This window comes from Micromonospora sp. WMMD1102, from assembly GCF_029626265.1.
Lineage (GTDB): Bacteria > Actinomycetota > Actinomycetes > Mycobacteriales > Micromonosporaceae > Plantactinospora.
In genome coordinates this window covers 6,893,581-6,909,549 of the sequence record NZ_JARUBN010000001.1, presented here as the reverse complement: position 1 = coordinate 6,909,549, position 15,969 = coordinate 6,893,581, and the positions used below count along the sequence as shown (strand labels likewise).

Sequence of the window (15,969 nt, the reverse complement as noted above, 5' to 3'; positions counted from 1 at the left end):
GTCACGGTTGTGCTACACGCGACACGAGGCGGTCCGGAGGTGCCCGACGGGGGGACGTCCACGGGCGGCGGGCGGGTTGGCGCGGGCGCTCCGCCTTCGATCGAGGAACAGGGATGTGACGTGATGCGGGACACACCGCCGGCCGGACTGCGCCGGGAGTACGGGTCGGTCGACGGGCTCACCGAGGCGGATCTTGCGCCGGACTGGTGGACCCAGTTCCACCGCTGGTTCCTCGACACGGTCACCGCCGGGCTGCCCGAACCGAACGCGATGGTGGTGGCCACCGCCGACGACCGGGGCCGGCCGAGCACCCGGACGGTCCTGCTGAAGGGGTACGACGAGCGCGGACTGGTCTTCTACACCAACTACGGGTCGCGCAAGGGCACCGAGGCGGGGACGAACCCGTACGCCAGCCTGCTGCTGCCGTGGTTTCCGATGCAGCGGCAGGTGGTGGTCTGCGGCACGATCGGGCCGGTCGACCGGGCCGAGACGGAGGAGTACTTCGCCACCCGGCCGCGTGGTTCGCAGCTCGGCGCCTGGGCCAGTCCGCAGTCGGAGGTGGTCGCCGACCGGGCCGCCCTGGACGACCGGTTCCGGGAGGTCGCGCAGCGGTTTCCGGACGGCGTGCCGGTGCCGCCGCCACCGCACTGGGGCGGCCTGCGGGTGGTGCCGGCGACGGTGGAGTTCTGGCAGGGACGGGCCAGCCGGTTGCACGATCGACTGCGCTACCGTCGGACCGGTGCGGACGATTGGATCATTGAGCGGCTGGCACCTTGACCGGCGTTGATCCCGGCGCCGAACGGGGGGACGGCGACTCCGCCGCACCGGACCAGGCCGCCACCGGCTCCGCCGCACCGAACCAGGCCGCCGCCGCGTCGGGGCTGGCCGGAACCGCCGAGCCGGCCGCCGCCGCGGTCAGGGCACGGTCCGGGGGGCGGTTCGCCCGGTGGGCGATGGACGTACGACCGCTGCGGGTGCCGGCGTACCGGCGGCTCTGGATCGGCAACGGCGTCTCGATGTTCGGCTTCCAACTCACCGCGGTCGCCGTACCGGTGGAGATGTTCGCGCTGACCCGGGAGTCGTTCTGGGTCGGACTGCTGGGCATCGCCGGATTCGTCCCGCTACTGGTCTTCGGCCTCTGGGGCGGTGCCGTCGCCGACGCGGTGGACCGGCGCAAGCTGCTGCTGGCCAGTTCGGTGCTGATGTGGCTCTCCACCGGCGGACTGCTGCTCCAGGCGGTGTTCCGGGTCGGCAGCCCGGTGCTGCTGCTGGTGCTGGTGGCGGTGCAGACCACCGCGTTCGCGATCAGTTCACCGGCCCGGCAGGCGATCATCGCCCGGTTGGTGCCCACCTCGCTGGTGCCGGCGGCGAACACCCTCGGTTACACCACGTCGACCGCCGGTGGCGTACTCGGTCCGCTCGCCGCCGGCCTGGTCTTCTCGGCCGGCCCGGTCGAGGTGGTGCTCCCGGTGGCGTACGGGGTGGACGCGCTGCTCTTCACCGTCTCGCTCTGGGCCACCTACCGGCTGCCCCCGATGCCGCCGCTGGACGACGGCGGGCAGCCCCGGCGGGTCGGCCTGGCCAGCGTGGTGGACGGGTTCCGCTATCTGGCCACCACTCCGGTGCTGCTGCTCTCCTTCGCCGTCGACATCATCGCGATGGTGCTGGCGATGCCCCGGGCGCTCTTCCCCGAGGTGGCCCAGGAGCGGTTCGGCGGCGGTTCGGCGGTCGGCTGGCTGTTCAGCGCGATCGCCATCGGATCGGTACTCGGCGGCCTCACCTCCGGCTGGATCAGCCGGGTACGCCGGCAGGGGCTGGCCCTGGTCGGCGCGGTGGTCGGCTGGGGGCTGGCGATCGCCGCCGCCGGACTGGCCCGGCAGCTCTGGCTGGCCGTCGTGCTGCTCGCGGTGGCCGGGGCGGCCGACCTGGTCAGCGCGGTCTTCCGGCAGTCGATGTTGCAGGTCTACGCCCCGGACCGGCTGCGCGGCCGGTTGCAGGGGGTGAACATCACGGTGGTGGCCGGCGGTCCCCGGCTGGGTGACCTGCGGGCCGGCAGCACCGCCGCCGCCTTCGGGGTCGGCTTCGCCTGGGTCGGCGGTGGGCTGGTCGCGGCGGTACTCGCGCTGCTGCTCGGGGTCCTCTTCCCGGCGCTGGTCCGCTACCGGCCGCCGCACCCCGGCGCGGCGGGCGGCCAGCCGGGCGCCACCGGCGGGTAACGGCTATCGTCCCGGCATGGACAACGTCAAGGCGGCCCGGCCGCTCTCCGGTGCACAGTGGACCATCTCGGCGGGCGACCAGCAGGCCGTGGTGGTCGAGGTCGGTGGCGGCCTGCGGGCGTACCGGGCGAACGGCGTGGACTACCTGGACGGGTACGCGGAGGACGAACTGCCGGCCGGCTGCGCGGGTCAGGTGCTGGCGCCGTGGCCGAACCGGATCCGGGACGGGAAGTACACCTTCGCCGGGCAGGAGCTGCAACTTTCGCTCACCGAGCCGCAGCGGCACACCGCCATCCACGGTCTGGTCAACTGGCTGCCGTGGCGGCTTGTCGAGCAGCGGCCGGACGAGGTGGTGGTGGCCTGCGAGATGCCCGCCCAGGTGGGCTACCCGTGGCCGCTGTCGATGCGGGCGCGCTGGCAGGTCGGCGCCGACGGGCTGCGGGTCAGCCACGAGGCCACCAACGTCGGCCGGGAGCCCTGCCCGTTCGGCTTCTCGGTGCACCCGTACCTGCGGCTGCCCGGGGTGGCCGTGGACGACCTGCGGATGCGGGTGCCGGGGCGCAGCCGGCTGCTGCTGGACGGCCGGCTGCTGCCGATCGGGGCGGCGAAGGTGACCGGCGGGGAGTACGACTTCACCGAGCCGCGCCGGATCGGCCCGGCCGTGCTGGACCTGGCCTTCGGGGACCTCGACCCGACGCTGGTGCACGACTGGGGTTCCAGCGTCACGCTGGCCGCTCCCGACGACGGTGCGGCGGTGAGCATCTGGGCCGACCCGTCGTTCGGCTGGTGGCAGGTCTTCACCGGGGACACCCTGACCGGCGACCGCTACCGGCGGTCGGTGGCGGTGGAGCCGATGACCTGCCCGCCGGACGGGTTCCGGTCCGGCCGGGACGTGATCGTCCTCGAACCGGGGCAGACCTGGCAGGGCAGCTGGGGCATCCGGCCCGGCGCCTGACGCGGAGAGGCGGCGCTCGCGATGGAGTTCTCGACGGTGGTCCGGCGCCGGCGGATGGTCCGCAACTACGACCCGGACCGGCCGGTGCCGGCCGAGCTGGTGGACCGGTTGCTGGAGCACGCCGTCCGGGCCCCGTCGGCCGGGTTCTCCCAGGGCTGGGCGTTCCTGGTGCTGACCGAGCCGGCGGACCGGGAACTGTTCTGGACGGCGACCGCCCCGGACACCGGCCGGCCCGACCCGGCCGGCCGGGGGCAGAGCCGGTGGCTGACCGGGATGCGCCGGGCGCCGCTGATCGTCGTACCGCTGGCGGACCGGTCGGCCTATCTCGACAGGTACGCCGAGCCGGACAAGGGCTGGACGGACCGCGACGAGTCCCGCTGGCCGGTGCCGTACTGGTATGTCGACACCGGTTTCGCCGCGCTGCTGATGCTGTTGACTGCGGTGGACTCCGGGCTAGGCGCCTGCTTCTTCGGCATCCCGGTGGAGCGGGTCGATCCGTTCCGGGCGGCGTTCGGGGTGCCGGCGGAGCTGGTGCCGATCGGCGCGCTGAGCATCGGCTACCCGGCCCCGGACCACCGCTCGGCTTCGCTGCGTCGCGGTCGCCGGCCGCCGGCCGAGGTGGTGCACCGGGGGCGGTGGGGACTGACATCCTGACCGAAAGCCGTCGACAGGTCACCGATAGTAGTAACGAAACTGACATCGGCGGACAAACCACGGGGTAGTCGGAGGTCGCTAGGCTGACGGGCGTCGTTGGTAGCGTGCGGCGTGCGTCGGTGGCGGGCCGCCGGAGCAGCAGGGCGAGGGGTCGGGCCAGCACGGCCATGGGGAGGAGCGTGCCGTCGTGATCTTCAAAGCGGTTCGGGACGGGCGTCCCTACCCGGACCACGGGCTCACGTTGAAGCAGTGGGCAGAGATCCCGCCACGCCCGCTGCGCCTGGACCAGCTCATCACGACCAAGCGGGAACTCGCGCTGGACAAGCTGCTCGCCGAGGACTCCACCTTCTACGGCGACCTCTTCCCGCACGTGGTGCAGTGGAGCGGCGGCCTCTATCTGGAGGACGGGCTGCACCGCGCGCTGCGCGCCGCGCTCCAGCAGCGCAACCAGATCCACGCCCGGGTCCTGATCCTGCCGGCTGCCTGAATCGCACGGCCGCCCGAACCGGACGACCTCCGGGCCGGCGGGGCCGTGCGCCCGTCCGGGCCGCCGCGACCGCCGGCTGACTAGGGTGGCGGCCATGACCGAGGAAACCGGTCGGGCCGGGACACCCCCGCTCGACCTGCTCGACCTGGACGGAACGCTTTCCGAGGAGGACCGCCAGATCCGGTCCGTCGTGGCCCGGCTCGTCGACACCCGGGTACGCCCGCACGTCGCCGACTGGTACGAGGCCGGTCAGGCCCCGGTGCGGGAACTGGCCGTCGAGTTCGGCAGGCTGGGCCTGCTCGGCATGCACCTGACCGGGTACGGCTGCGCCGGTGCCTCGGCCGTCGCCTACGGCCTGGCCTGCCTGGAGTTGGAGGCCGGCGACTCCGGCGTACGGTCGCTGGTGTCGGTGCAGGGATCGCTTGCCATGTACGCCATCTGGCGGTACGGCTCCGAGGAGCAGAAACGGCACTGGCTGCCCCGGATGGCGACCGGTGAGCTGATCGGCTGCTTCGGGTTGACCGAGCCGGACCACGGCTCCGATCCCGCCTCGATGACCACCCGGGCCAGCCGGGACGGCTCCGACTGGGTCCTCTCCGGCGGCAAGATGTGGATCACCAACGCGCCGGTGGCCGACCTAGCCGTGGTCTGGGCGCGCACCGACGAGGGGGTGCGGGGTTTCGTCGTACCCATGGGAACGCCCGGGGTGGCGGCCCGGGAGATCCGCCGGAAGATGTCGCTGCGCGCCTCCTCGACCGGCGAGATCACCCTCGACGGGGTCCGGCTGCCGGCCGATGCCCAGCTGCCGGCGGCGACCGGGCTGCGGGCTCCGCTGAGCTGCCTGACCGAGGCCCGCTACGGCATCGTCTGGGGTGCCCTCGGCGCCGCCCGGGACTGCCTGCACGCCACCCTCGACTACGCCGGCAGCCGGACCCAGTTCGGCCGGCCGATCGCCGGTTTCCAACTCACCCAGGCGAAGCTGGCCGACATGGCTGTCGAGTTGCAGAAGGGCTATCTGCTGGCCCTGCACCTGAGCCGGCTGGCCGACGCCGGGACGCTCCGGCCGGAGCAGGTGAGCGTCGGCAAGCTGAACAACGTGCGGGAGGCGATCGCGATCGCCCGGCAGTGCCGGACCGTCCTCGGCGCGAACGGCATCAGCGGGGAGTACCCGGTGCTCCGGCACGCCAACAACCTGGAGAGCGTGCTGACCTACGAGGGGACGTCCGAGATCCACCAGCTGGTGATCGGGCAGCGGCTCACCGGGCTCGCCGCGTTCGGCGGCTAGGTGTTCTGCCATGGGCGTTGGTGACAGGGCGGGATCTTGAAATAGGTGAGGACCTCCGGGTGAAGTGTGGAGCTTGTCGAAGATTCCGCATCACCCGGGAGGTCCTCTCACCGCGATGTACGCCGGCACCGCTGGAGCGGAAGGTGCTGCACCGGTGGGCGAAGCGGCGGTGGGGACCCGCGCGGATCGGCGGCCGGCTGGGCGTGGCGGAGTCGCGGTGAGGATCCGCTGCCGGGTCCCGTTGCGCTGCCAACGTCGGAACAGGGCGTACACCGCCGGCCAGGACCCGTACAGGGGTGGCACGTCCCGCCACGGGGGGCTGACCCGGATCCGCCACCGAATCCCGTCGATCAAGCGCCGTCTGCTCCACAAGGACGGTCGACCCGGCTGCTTCGCCGCTGGCAGCAACGGCTCCAGCGTTGCCCACTGGGCGTCGGTCAGATCGAACCGCCTCGTCACCGCTATGGTGACAAACCTGACCACTCAACTTTGTAGCGTGTGAAGCAGGCCGCCGGCGTCAGCAGGAACCGATGATACGTGGGCTGTGCAACCCGTAGGCGGGATACGCCACAAGACCCGCCTGGTGCGCTGGCACGCAGGCCTCCACCGTCTCGGCCGGTTCCGGGTAGTACAAGAGACTGCGGATCAGCACGCCCTGGGAAGAACAGTTCCGGTAGTAGGTCTGCGTGTTGCCCATGCCGTCCGGCACCTCGGAGAAGCCGCACGGCAGGGAGGGGTTCGACGGAGAGTCTTGCGTGGAGGCCGATGCGCTGGAAGAAGCTCCGGCGCTCATGGCTGCTGCGGTCAACGCGATGACAACAGCCTTGGATGCTCGTGTGCGAATCATGCATCTCCAATCTTCACTACGCTGGCCGGCTGCCCTGGCCGTGGCTACGTGACTCACCTTCGTCAATCTCCGGCGGCAGTCCGGCGACACGCCGCTCCGACAACTCACACTGCCAGGTCGCGGTTTCAGGTCGACTTCAGACGCGGGCCGCGCGACCTCCAGCACCCTGAGCGGATTGCCGGGAGTAGCTCTCGGCGGCCGGTTAGGCGTTTCAGGACGCGCCGCCCCGGCGATGGCGCTGCTGAAACGGGACGCGGGACGCCCAACTCAACGGTGTCTCACTCAAGTACTAGTAGTGCTTTGTCATGATCTGATTGGGTAGCGGGGTTTCCGTGTGGGGAACCGTGTCTTGCAGGTGGGCAGGCCCGGCCAGGCGGACGAGTAGGTGTTGCAGGTGCCGGAGTACGGCGTAGAGGGTCAGGCCGGCGCCGTCGCTTTTGGGTTGAGGCGTTGCAGGGTGAGGAAGGCGTGGACGGCGGAGACGAGGGTGATGTGGTGGTGCCAACCCTGCCAGGTGCGTCCTTCGTAGTGGTCCAGGCCGAGGCCGGTCTTCAGTTCGCGGTAGTCGTGTTCGATCCGCCAGCGGAGTTTCGCCCATCGGACGAGGGCGCGTCGCGGTGTGGTGGCGGGCAGGTTCGAAAGCTAGTACCTGATCGACTCGGCCTGCTCGGGTGGCCATTCGGCGATCAGCCACGTCTCGGAAAGGTCCTGGTCGCGGTGTGTGTGGCCAGGAGTCTCCGTTCGGCTGGTCGGACCCGGAGGAACACGAAGCGGGACCGCATCGTCACTGGTGTTCCGGCCCGGACGCGGGAGCCGGTCCGCCAGGCGACGGTCCGCGCCTGTCCCGGCCCGGCGGCCAGCACGAGTTCCTTCACCGATGTGGCGGGCTCCCGGTACCGGGGTCGGGGATACAGTCCGACGCCCTGGTACGGCGGGGTCGTGCGCACGGTCTCGCCCGGGTACACGCCGACGCGCATCGACACCTGCACCACGTGGGACAGGCCACGCTCGGCCAGACCATGGCGGAACTCCGCCGCGTCGCCGTAGCCGGCGTCGGCCACGATCAGCGGCGCCCGTAGACCCCAGCCGGTCAGTTCATCGATCATGTTCAGGGCCAGGCGCCACTTCTCCCGATGCCGTACCTCGTCGGTAATCCCGGCCCGACGCCGCGATGGTCCAATGGCCATGATCATTGTCATGACCCGCCGCCTCGCCCGCCACCAAACCCCTGACACCCTTACTTACCAGGGTCTGAGCGTTCCGGATTCTCTGCGAAGACCTGGGCCGCGACCTGGTAGCCGTCGAACGCGCGTGCTACGCCAGCGTAGGCCGCGACCTGAAGAAAGACTTCGGCGATCTGTTCCTTGGTGGCGCCGGCGTTGAGCGCGATGCGGAGCTGACCACAGGGGCACTTCGAAGCTGCCATGACATCGACTTCGACACGCCCTAGCCCGGCGGCCCGCTTCGGCTCAGCTCAGCTTGCGGGCGGAGCGGAGGGCGGCGGCCAGCGTCTCCAGGGCGGCGGCGCTGCCGGCGTACGAGAAGCGGGGTTCGCTGTTCCAGCCGACGACCTGGTTGGCGTTCACCGCCGGGAGCTGGGCCCAGGTCGGCTTCCTGGTCAGGTCCTTGGGCTGGAGCGTCGAGCTGCGGTTGTCCAGCAGCAGCACGTCGGCCGGGTACTTGTCGGCGTTTTCCCAGCTCAGGCTCTCGAAGTAGCCGAGGTCGTCGAGCTTGTCCGGCACGATCACGTCCACACCCAGCGACTTGTAGTAGTTGATGTCGGAGTTGACGGCCGGGTTGGAGGCGTAGAAGAGGTCCTCGGCGGCGGAGCAGGCGAGCACCCGGAGGCCCGGGTTGGCCGCCACGGCTTCCCGGATGCTCGCGGCGGCGGCCTCGAACCGGGCCTTGGCCTCGGTGACCTTCGTGGCGTTCAGGTCCGCGCCGAGTGCGGCGGCGAGTTCGGCGTGCCGGCCGATCACCTTGTCCAGCGGAGCCCGGGAGGCGACCAGCGCCACCGTCGGGGCCAACGGCACGATCTTGTCCTTGCTCTCGTCCGGCACGTACCAGAGGGAGTTCTTCTCGTACTCGTGCGTGACCAGCAGTTCCGGCCTGACCGAGGCGTACGCCTCGATGTTGAACTCGCCCCAGGTGTTGCCGATGACTGTCAGCCCGGCCACCGGCAGGTCGCCGGCCTGCACGTCCGGGCTGCCGTCGGCGCGCTTGGTCGGGCCGAAGACGCCGACGAGCGCCTCGGTGACGCCGAAGTCGTAGAGCGCGGCGGCGGTGCCGACGAACGCGACGACCCGCTTCGGCCGGCTGGCGGCGGTGGCCGTCTGGCCCCGGTCGTCGGTGAAGCTCCACGCACCGCCGGAACCGGTCTCCGTGCCCGGCCCGTCGTCCTGGCCGCAGGCGCCGAGCAGGGCGGTGAGGCCGAGCGCGCCGGCCGCGCCGAGCAGGTTCCGGCGGGTGAACTGACGAGGGTGCGGCATGACGTGCTGCTCCTTGGCTGGCCGCTACGCAGAGCGGAACTGTGTTCGGGTCGGCAAACCATTGTCGCCGGGCGTAAGGTTAGCCTGACCTAAATTGCCTTTGTCAAGTCGGGTCGACACCGTCGAACCGTTCCTGACCTGCCGGTCGACACCTGCGGACCGCCCCAGGGTCGGACGAGACGGACCTTGTCGGCGACGGCTCGGGCGGACCCGGGGGATTAGAGCCGGCGGACCGGGGGTAGCCCGTCGCGTGGAAGCCGGAGGGATCGCCGCGCACGGACTGCTGGCCGACGGCCGCAGCGCCGCGCTCGTCGACCGTGCCGGCTCGGTCAACTGGTGGTGCCCGGAGCGGTTCGACGCGCCCTCGGTCTTCTGCCGGCTGCTCGACGTCGGCGGCGGGCACTGGTGGATCCGGCCGACGGAACACTTCGAGGTGCACCGGGACTACCTGCCGGACAGCCTGGTGCTGCGTACCGTCTTCCGGACCGCGCACGGCGAGGTGGCGCTCACCGACGGGCTGCTGCTGGAGCACGGTTCCCGGGGGCACGCGATCGGCTGCCGGTCACCCGGCATCCTGGTCCGGTCGGTGCAGGGACTCTCCGGCACCGTCCCGATGGAACTCTCCTACTGCCCCCGGTTCGAGTACGGCCGGCGCACCGCGTACCTGGTCTGGCGGGACGGTGAGCTGACGGCGACCTCCGGGCCGACGACGCTGGCGCTGGCCGCCCCGATGCCGTTGACCGTCTCCGGCGCCGAGGCGACCGCCCGGTTCACCGTCGGTGCCGGGCAGCGGGAAACCTTCGTGCTGGCCTACCGGCCGACCTTCCACGAGCCGGCGGCACAGCCGGTCGACGGGTCGGACGCGCTCGACGACACGGTCGCCGGCTGGCGCTCCCTGGCGGCACACCACGACTACCAGGGCCGATACCCGGAGCTGGTCCGGCGTACCGCCCTGGTGCTACAGGGACTCACCTACGGGCCGAGCGGTGCGGTGGTGGCGGCGGCGACCACCTCGCTGCCGGAGGAACTCGGCGGCGACCGCAACTACGACTACCGGTACGCCTGGCTGCGCGACTTCAGCCTCACCCTGCGGGCGCTCTGGGTGGCGGCCTGCCCGACCGAGGCGAACCGGCTCTTCGGCTGGGTCGCCTCGGCCGTCGGCCGGATCGGCGACGAACCGGTGCCGATCATGTTCGGTGTCGAGGGGGAGCGGGACCTGACCGAACGGCGCATCGAGACGCTGCGCGGCTACGCCGACAGCTCGCCGGTCTGGGTCGGCAACGAGGCGTGGCGCCAGCACCAGCTCGACGTATCCGGTGAGGTGCTGGACGCGGCCTGGCGGCTGCGGGACTATCTCGACCCGATGCGCCCCGAGGTCCGCGACCTGCTGCGCAGCCTCGCCGAGCAGACGGTGCGGAGGTGGCGGGAGCCGGACGCCGGGATGTGGGAGGCCCGGGACGCCGCCCGGCACTACGTGTCCTCGAAGGTCGGCTGCTGGACGGCGCTGGACCGGGCGGTCCGGTTCGGCGACCGGCTGGGCGACCCCGGCGACCTGGCCCGCTGGACGGCGACCCGGGACGAGATCCGCGAGACGGTGCTCCGGGAGGGCTGGAACGCGGACGTCGGCGCCTACACCGGGGCCTTCGGCTCGGACCAGCTCGACGCCAGCGTGCTGCTGATGCCGATCGCCGGCTTCCTGCCCGCCACCGACAAGCGGATGCGGGCCACCATCCGGCTGGTCGAGGAGCGGCTCTCCCGGGGCGGCCTGGTCCGGCGCTGGGCCGGCGACCCGGCGGCGTTCACGCTCTGCTCGTTCTGGCTGGTGCAGTGCCTGGTCCTGGCCGGCGAGCGGGAGCGGGCGGCGGCGATGTTCGAGAACGTGGTGTCGGTCGCCAACGACCTCGGGCTGCTCGCCGAGCAGGTCGACCCGCACACCGGCGAGCAGCTCGGCAATTTCCCGCAGGCCTTCTCGCACATCGGACTGATCAGCGCGGCCTGGGAACTCACCACCGCCGCCTCGGACGGGGCGGCGCAGACAGGGGGAGGAAGCTGATGACCGGACGGCTCGAAGGAACGACGGCTCTGATCACGGGTTCGGATTCCGGGATCGGTCAGGCCACCGCCATCGAGTTCGCCAAGGAGGGCGCCGACCTGGTGGTGCACTACCTGCACGACCACGACGGCGCGCAGCACACCCGGGAGCAGGTGGAACAGGCCGGTGGCCGGGCCGTCGTGGTGCACGGCGACATCAGCGACGAGGAGCAGGTCGACTCCATGTTCGACACCGCGCTCGCCGAGTTCGGCGAGCTGAACGTACTCATAAACGATGCCGGGGTGGATGCCTCGGGCATCCCGGTGATCGACCTGGACACCGAGACCTGGGACCGGGCGATCCGGGTCAACGTCTACGGCGCGTTCTTCTGCTCGCGGCGGTTCGCCCGGCACCGCCGGGACCAGGGCGGCAAGGGAAAGATCATCAACATCACCTCGATCCACCAGGAGGTGGCCCGGGCCGGCGGCTCGGACTACGACACCAGCAAGGGCGCGCTGCTCAACCTGGCCAAGAGCATGGCGCTGGAACTCGCCCCGATGGGGATCAACGTCAACAACATCGGGCCGGGCATGGTGCTCACCCCGTTCAACCAGCGGGCCATCGACGACCCGAAGTACCTGGAGGAGCAGGTGCAGAGCATCCCGTTCAAGCGGGCCGCCGAACCTGTCGAGATCGGCCGGCTGGCGGTCTTCCTGGCCAGCTCCGACGCCGACTACGTGACCGGGTCGACCTACTTCATGGACGGCGGCCTGATGCAGAACCAGGGCCAGGGGGCCTGATGCCGCAGCGGAAGAACCGCTGGTCGCGGTAGGGTCGGCCCGGTTTGCCCGAGGAACTGCTGGCCCGCGCCGTCGGAGTACTGGTCACCATCGTGGAGGCGGTGGGGGCGGCGGTGATCTTCGTCGGCGCGGTGTGGACCGCCGGCCGGTTCGTGGTGGCCGGCATCCGCTACCGGTCGGCCGCCGTCTTCACCCCGATCCGGCTGTCGCTGGGCCGGTTCCTCACCCTGGGGCTGGAGTTCCAGCTCGCCGCCGACATCCTGCGTACCGCGGTCTCGCCGAGTTTCGGGCAGCTCGGCCGGCTGGCCGCGATCGCCACCATCCGGACGGCGCTGAACTACTTCCTCGGCCGGGAGATCCGGCAGGAGCAGCGGCAGCTCGGCACCCCGGCCGAGCCGCCACCGGGCCGGCACGGGCCGGGCGCGGGGACGCCCGCACCGGGCGGCGGCGGGGAAGCGGCCGGCGCAAGGAACCGGCGGTGAGGGGGCTCGGCACCCTGCTCACCGCGCTCGCCCTGGTGGTGGCGACGGTGACCCTGCTGACCACCAGATCGTGGCGTACCGCGCTGCGGTTGCTGCTGGAGCTGCTGGTGGCGGCCGGTCTGGTCCGGCTGGCCACCCTGGAGAACTGGACCGATCTCGCCGGTGCCGCGATCGTGATCGCGCTGCGCCAGCTCGTCTCGGCGGCCCTACTCGGCTCCGGCCGGCCCGACGTGGGAACCGGGCCGGCCGGAGACCGGGTGGTGGGAGGATGGCTGAGGGGGAGGTGGCCGGGAACGGGTACGGGCCGAACCCGCTCCCGACCGACCTCTTAGAAGCCGCGCCTGCTGTTCGGGTCGGAGGCGACGGCGAGTGTCTGCTGGAGACCCCGGTAGGCGGCCTTCGGCTGGAAGTTCTCGTCCAGCGGGGTGGCCGCGCCCTGACCGTCGAAGAAGCCGGGGACCCAGGAGTACTTGTCGGTGAAGCCCCACACGGTGAACATCACGCAGCGCGGGGTGAGCAGGCAGGCCGTGAGCAGGGTGTTGAAGCTGCCCACCTGCCCGGCCTCCTTGTAGGTGTCGATCGGCAGGAAGAACCGCACGTCGACCTCGGTGAACGCGGTCTCCAGGCCGAGCTTGTCGAACCGGGCCAGGTTCTGCGGGGCGTCGATCGGCAGCGGGTACTGGAGGTCGAGGTGGCCCTGGAAGCCCATGCCGTGCATCGGCACCCGCTGCTTGCGCAGCTGCTTGGCCAGCTCGTAGTAGGCGGTGCTCTTCGGGTTGATGTTGTCGATCGCGTAGTCGTTGAGGAAGAGCTTGGCCTTCGGGTCGGCCGCGTGCGCCAGGCGCAGGGCGTAGGCGATGTAGTCCGGGCCGAGAAGCTGGTGGAAGATGGTGTCCCGGAGCACCGGAAAGTTGCCGTCGGTGAACGCCTCGTTGACGACGTCCCAGGCCCGGACCTTGCCCCGGTAGCGCTTCACCACCGTGGTGATGTGGTTGCGGACGATGTCACGCAGCTCGGCCGAGTCGATCGAGCCGTCGGCGACGCCGTCGGTCAGCCAGGCGGGGAGCTGGCTGTGCCAGAGCAGCGTGTGCCCGTGCACCTTCTGCCCGTTGCGCCGGGCGAACTCGACAAGCTCGTCGGCCGGGCCCCAGTTGTACTCTCCCCGGGTCGGCTCCAGCTCGGCCCACTTCATCACGTTCTCGGCGGTGACCGCGGAGAACTCCCGGGCGGCCAGCTCGCGGTACTCGGTGTCGGCTTCCAGGGCGGCCATGTCGACCGCGGTACCGATGCCCAGGCCATGCTTGCGGGCCAGCACCCGCAGCGGAAGGTCGGTGGACGTCCCGCCCGGTCCGTGCGCGGCGGGGCCGCCCAGGGCCTGCGGTGCCGGGGCCGGCGCCTGGGCCGGTCCCGCGCTGGCGGTCGACGGCCCGATCGGGTAGAGGGCACCAGCGGCGAGCACGCCGACCAGGGCAATCCGAAGCTTTCTCATCGAGCAAGGCCTCCAGGGTGGGGTTCTACGCTGCGCCGCCGGCCGGAGCCGGCGGGACCGGCGCGCGACGGGGACGGATGCACGGCGATCACTACCGGAACGCCGACCGGACCCGGATTGCTGCCGAATGGACTGTCAGAGATCCGACACTTCGAATGAGTCGCAGGGTATTCTCATGACCTCAGTGGAGGTGTTAGAGAACCGTTCAGCCTGTCTGTGCCATCATCGCCACGAACTGCTCCGGGGTGAGTTCCCCCTCGAACAGCCGGCGCAGTTCCCGCACCAGCGCCGCACCCGCCGCAGGCTCCACCGCCTGGTCCCAGGCCAGCCCGTACGACGGGGCCCGGCTGACCAGCTCGTGCACCGAGGAGGTGAAGCCACCGTGCTCGGTGCCCCGCAGCCGGTCGGCCGCGTCCGTCACCGGCGGCACCTCGCCGTCGGCCACCAGGTCGTCCAGGTACTCGTCGGAGGCGACCGCCCGGACGAAGTCCAGCGCCGCCTCCGGCTGGCGGCTGCCGGCGAGTACCGAGAAGTAGTGGGTCGGCACGCCGACCAGGCCGGCCGGGTCCCCGACACCGCCGGCGACCGCCGGAAACGGCACGAAGCCCAGGTCGCCGTCGACCACGAAGTCCGGGTTCCGGGCGAGCTGGGTCGGATATTCCCAGGTGCCCATCAGGTGCATCGCGGCCTGCCCCTTGGCCAGCCGGCCCGGCGCGGTGCCGTCGTCGTAGCTTGTCCAGGAGAACGCGGTGCCGAAGGCTCCCCGCTCGACGAGCGCGCGCGCCTCCCGCAGCGCCGTCAACACCGCCGGATTCGACCAGGCACCGGGGCGGCCGGCCACGATGTCGGCGGTGACCTGCGGGCCGCCGATCCGCTCGGCCAGGTACATCACCCACATCAACTCGGTCCAGCCCTGTGCGCCGCCCAGCGCGATCGGCGTGACCTCCCGCGCCTTGAAGGTGTCCACCAGGGAGAGCAGTTCGGCGTAGTCGCGCGGCGGCCGTACGCCGGCGTCGGCGAAGACCCCCCGGTGGTAGAAGAGCACCACCGGCTGGGTACCGCCCATCGGGATGCCGTACTGCCGGCCGTCCACCGCCCCGCCGGCCAGCGCGGTCGGCAGGAACCGGTCGCCGACCCCGGGCTCGTCCCGCAGCGGGGTCAGGTCGGCGAGCAGGCCGCCCCGGGCCAGCCCGGCCAGGGTCGAGCCGCCCCAGCTGGCGAAGACGTCCGGACCGTCCGCCGAACCCACGGCGTTACGCAGCTGCTCCTTGTACTCCTCGTTGCCGAAGGTCTGTAGGTCCACCTTGACCTCGGCGTCGCGGTTGTACCGGTTCACCAGTTTCTGTAGCGCGGGCGCGTCACCCGGCTGGTGGATCGCCCAGACCCGGATCGTCCCCGGCAGCCGCTCGTCGGTCGGCGGCACCTGCCGTACCGACCGGAGCAGGTCCGCCCCGGTAAGCGTCACCGCCAGCACCAGGACCGCCACCGCCAGGCTGGCCAGCCCGGCCCGCTGCCGGTGTCGGCGCCGGTAGCGCCGGCGGATCGCGGCGACCGCACCGGGACCGGCCGCCGGCAGGGCCTGCTGCGCCTGGTTCAGGGTGCTGGCCAGCTCCCGGGCCAGCCGCCGGTCCTCCGCCGGACCCCACTCGTCAACCACGTCCGCTCCGAATCGTCGACTCCGCGGGTGCCAGGTGCGCCCGCAGCACGCGCTTGGCCCGCGCGTACCGGCTGGAAACCGTGCCCGGAGGTTCGTCGCAGATCCCGGCGATCTCGCTGAACGTGTACCGGTAGAGCACGTGCAGCACCACGACGGTCCGCTCCGCCTTGCCGAGCTGCTGCAACGCCTGCCACAGCGCGCCGTTGCCGACCGCCGTCGCGGCCGGGTCGTCGGGCCGGTGGTCCACCTCGTCGGTGGGCACCTCGCGACGCCACCGCCGCCACCGGCTCACGTTCCGGGTCACGATCACCTGCCGGGCGTACGCCTCCGGGTTCTGCCCGGCCTTCGGCCACCGCTGCCACACCTCGACCACGGCGATCTGAGCCAGGTCGTCCGCCTCCGCCGCACTGCCGCTGATCAGGTACGCGAACCGCCGCAAGGCGTCCAGGCGCGCCCGAGCGAACTCCTCGGCGTCGCTGAACCCACCCTGGGCCATCGGGATCCTCCTCCGGGCTCCTGACGCCGGCCGCCGTCGATTCGCTGCATCCCGAACATAGACGGCCGACGTCGCCAGGT

At 71.5% G+C, this 15,969-nt stretch carries 18 protein-coding genes and 1 pseudogene; 10 read left to right on the top strand and 9 right to left on the bottom strand.

Annotation, left to right across the window (positions count from 1 at the left end):
• The first annotated feature begins 123 nt into the window (after nt 1-123).
• The 6 genes from pdxH (at nt 124) to O7626_RS31160 (ending at nt 5,597) form a co-directional block, all read left to right on the top strand.
• Nucleotides 124-777 carry a pyridoxamine 5'-phosphate oxidase gene (gene pdxH, locus O7626_RS31185; RefSeq protein ID WP_278064600.1) on the top strand — a complete coding sequence of 218 codons (654 nt, stop codon included), beginning with the start codon at nt 124-126 and terminating at the stop codon, nt 775-777.
• A gap of 176 nt (nt 778-953) precedes the next feature.
• Nucleotides 954-2,216, top strand: coding sequence for an MFS transporter (locus tag O7626_RS31180; RefSeq protein ID WP_278066397.1), 1,263 nt, complete (start codon nt 954-956; stop codon nt 2,214-2,216).
• Nucleotides 2,217-2,232: 16 nt separating this feature from the next.
• Nucleotides 2,233-3,171: an aldose 1-epimerase family protein gene (locus tag O7626_RS31175; protein ID WP_278064599.1), complete on the top strand. Its 939-nt coding sequence runs from the start codon at nt 2,233-2,235 to the stop codon at nt 3,169-3,171.
• Between the two features lie 21 nt (nt 3,172-3,192).
• On the top strand, nt 3,193-3,825 hold the full coding sequence (locus tag O7626_RS31170) for a nitroreductase family protein (RefSeq protein WP_278064598.1): 633 nt from the start codon (nt 3,193-3,195) through the stop codon (nt 3,823-3,825).
• A gap of 187 nt (nt 3,826-4,012) precedes the next feature.
• Entirely contained in the window at nt 4,013-4,312 is a 300-nt protein-coding gene (locus O7626_RS31165) for a type II toxin-antitoxin system VapB family antitoxin (RefSeq protein WP_278064597.1), read from the top strand.
• A gap of 94 nt (nt 4,313-4,406) precedes the next feature.
• On the top strand, nt 4,407-5,597 hold the full coding sequence (locus O7626_RS31160; protein ID WP_278064596.1) for an acyl-CoA dehydrogenase family protein: 1,191 nt from the start codon (nt 4,407-4,409) through the stop codon (nt 5,595-5,597).
• A gap of 210 nt (nt 5,598-5,807) precedes the next feature.
• Here the strand turns inward: O7626_RS31160 and O7626_RS31155 are convergent.
• From O7626_RS31155 to O7626_RS31130, 6 genes and pseudogenes are all read right to left on the bottom strand, one after another.
• Nucleotides 5,808-6,056, bottom strand: a pseudogene (locus O7626_RS31155) (transposase); the annotation flags it as partial.
• Nucleotides 6,057-6,114: 58 nt separating this feature from the next.
• Nucleotides 6,115-6,444 carry a hypothetical protein gene (locus O7626_RS31150; RefSeq protein ID WP_278064595.1) on the bottom strand — a complete coding sequence of 110 codons (330 nt, stop codon included), beginning with the start codon at nt 6,442-6,444 and terminating at the stop codon, nt 6,115-6,117.
• A 417-nt stretch (nt 6,445-6,861) separates the two neighbouring features.
• Nucleotides 6,862-7,020, bottom strand: a complete 159-nt coding sequence (locus O7626_RS31145; RefSeq protein ID WP_278066396.1) for a hypothetical protein — start codon at nt 7,018-7,020, stop codon at nt 6,862-6,864.
• 110 nt (nt 7,021-7,130) lie between these two features.
• A complete protein-coding gene (locus tag O7626_RS31140) occupies nt 7,131-7,631 on the bottom strand; it encodes a transposase (RefSeq protein WP_278064594.1) in 501 nt (166 codons plus the stop codon).
• Nucleotides 7,632-7,681: 50 nt separating this feature from the next.
• The gene (locus O7626_RS31135; RefSeq protein WP_278064593.1) at nt 7,682-7,870 is read right to left on the bottom strand and encodes a carboxymuconolactone decarboxylase family protein; all 189 of its coding nucleotides are present in this window, start codon (nt 7,868-7,870) and stop codon (nt 7,682-7,684) included.
• A 43-nt stretch (nt 7,871-7,913) separates the two neighbouring features.
• Entirely contained in the window at nt 7,914-8,933 is a 1,020-nt protein-coding gene (locus O7626_RS31130; RefSeq protein ID WP_278064592.1) for an ABC transporter substrate-binding protein, read from the bottom strand.
• A 250-nt stretch (nt 8,934-9,183) separates the two neighbouring features.
• Here O7626_RS31130 and O7626_RS31125 point away from each other — a divergent pair, with 250 nt between their 5' ends.
• Genes O7626_RS31125 through O7626_RS31110 form a run of 4 tightly spaced genes read left to right on the top strand, consistent with a single transcriptional unit; the run spans nt 9,184 to nt 12,579 of the window.
• Nucleotides 9,184-10,986: a glycoside hydrolase family 15 protein gene (locus O7626_RS31125; protein WP_278064591.1), complete on the top strand. Its 1,803-nt coding sequence runs from the start codon at nt 9,184-9,186 to the stop codon at nt 10,984-10,986.
• Nucleotides 10,986-11,765, top strand: coding sequence for a glucose 1-dehydrogenase (locus tag O7626_RS31120; RefSeq protein WP_278064590.1), 780 nt, complete (start codon nt 10,986-10,988; stop codon nt 11,763-11,765). The genes O7626_RS31125 and O7626_RS31120 overlap by 1 nt, the downstream gene beginning before the upstream one ends.
• Before the next feature lie 44 nt (nt 11,766-11,809).
• On the top strand, nt 11,810-12,247 hold the full coding sequence (locus tag O7626_RS31115) for a DUF1622 domain-containing protein (RefSeq protein ID WP_278064589.1): 438 nt from the start codon (nt 11,810-11,812) through the stop codon (nt 12,245-12,247).
• The gene (locus O7626_RS31110) at nt 12,244-12,579 is read left to right on the top strand and encodes a hypothetical protein (protein ID WP_278064588.1); all 336 of its coding nucleotides are present in this window, start codon (nt 12,244-12,246) and stop codon (nt 12,577-12,579) included. The genes O7626_RS31115 and O7626_RS31110 overlap by 4 nt, the downstream gene beginning before the upstream one ends.
• Here O7626_RS31110 and O7626_RS31105 read toward each other — a convergent pair.
• The 3 genes from O7626_RS31105 to O7626_RS31095 all read right to left on the bottom strand — a co-directional run bounded on the left by O7626_RS31105 (nt 12,576) and on the right by O7626_RS31095 (nt 15,889).
• A complete protein-coding gene (locus O7626_RS31105; protein ID WP_278064587.1) occupies nt 12,576-13,736 on the bottom strand; it encodes an endo-1,4-beta-xylanase in 1,161 nt (386 codons plus the stop codon). The two genes, O7626_RS31110 and O7626_RS31105, sit on opposite strands and share 4 nt — an antisense overlap.
• 205 nt (nt 13,737-13,941) lie before the next feature.
• Nucleotides 13,942-15,393, bottom strand: a complete 1,452-nt coding sequence (locus O7626_RS31100) for an extracellular solute-binding protein (protein ID WP_278064586.1) — start codon at nt 15,391-15,393, stop codon at nt 13,942-13,944.
• Nucleotides 15,386-15,889 (bottom strand): sigma-70 family RNA polymerase sigma factor, encoded by a 504-nt coding sequence (locus O7626_RS31095; RefSeq protein WP_278064585.1) that lies wholly within the window; start codon nt 15,887-15,889, stop codon nt 15,386-15,388. The genes O7626_RS31100 and O7626_RS31095 overlap by 8 nt, the downstream gene beginning before the upstream one ends.
• Nucleotides 15,890-15,969 lie beyond the last annotated feature (80 nt).

Coding starts and splice junctions, on each gene's coding strand:
- pdxH (WP_278064600.1), top strand. CDS start 124: ATGCGGGACACACCGCCGGCCGGACTGCGCCGGGAGTACGGGTCGGTC.
- O7626_RS31180 (WP_278066397.1), top strand. CDS start 954: ATGGACGTACGACCGCTGCGGGTGCCGGCGTACCGGCGGCTCTGGATC.
- O7626_RS31175 (WP_278064599.1), top strand. CDS start 2,233: ATGGACAACGTCAAGGCGGCCCGGCCGCTCTCCGGTGCACAGTGGACC.
- O7626_RS31170 (WP_278064598.1), top strand. CDS start 3,193: ATGGAGTTCTCGACGGTGGTCCGGCGCCGGCGGATGGTCCGCAACTAC.
- O7626_RS31160 (WP_278064596.1), top strand. CDS start 4,407: ATGACCGAGGAAACCGGTCGGGCCGGGACACCCCCGCTCGACCTGCTC.
- O7626_RS31150 (WP_278064595.1), bottom strand. CDS start 6,444: ATGATTCGCACACGAGCATCCAAGGCTGTTGTCATCGCGTTGACCGCA.
- O7626_RS31140 (WP_278064594.1), bottom strand. CDS start 7,631: ATGGCCATTGGACCATCGCGGCGTCGGGCCGGGATTACCGACGAGGTA.
- O7626_RS31135 (WP_278064593.1), bottom strand. CDS start 7,870: ATGGCAGCTTCGAAGTGCCCCTGTGGTCAGCTCCGCATCGCGCTCAAC.
- O7626_RS31130 (WP_278064592.1), bottom strand. CDS start 8,933: ATGCCGCACCCTCGTCAGTTCACCCGCCGGAACCTGCTCGGCGCGGCC.
- O7626_RS31120 (WP_278064590.1), top strand. CDS start 10,986: ATGACCGGACGGCTCGAAGGAACGACGGCTCTGATCACGGGTTCGGAT.
- O7626_RS31105 (WP_278064587.1), bottom strand. CDS start 13,736: ATGAGAAAGCTTCGGATTGCCCTGGTCGGCGTGCTCGCCGCTGGTGCC.
- O7626_RS31095 (WP_278064585.1), bottom strand. CDS start 15,889: ATGGCCCAGGGTGGGTTCAGCGACGCCGAGGAGTTCGCTCGGGCGCGC.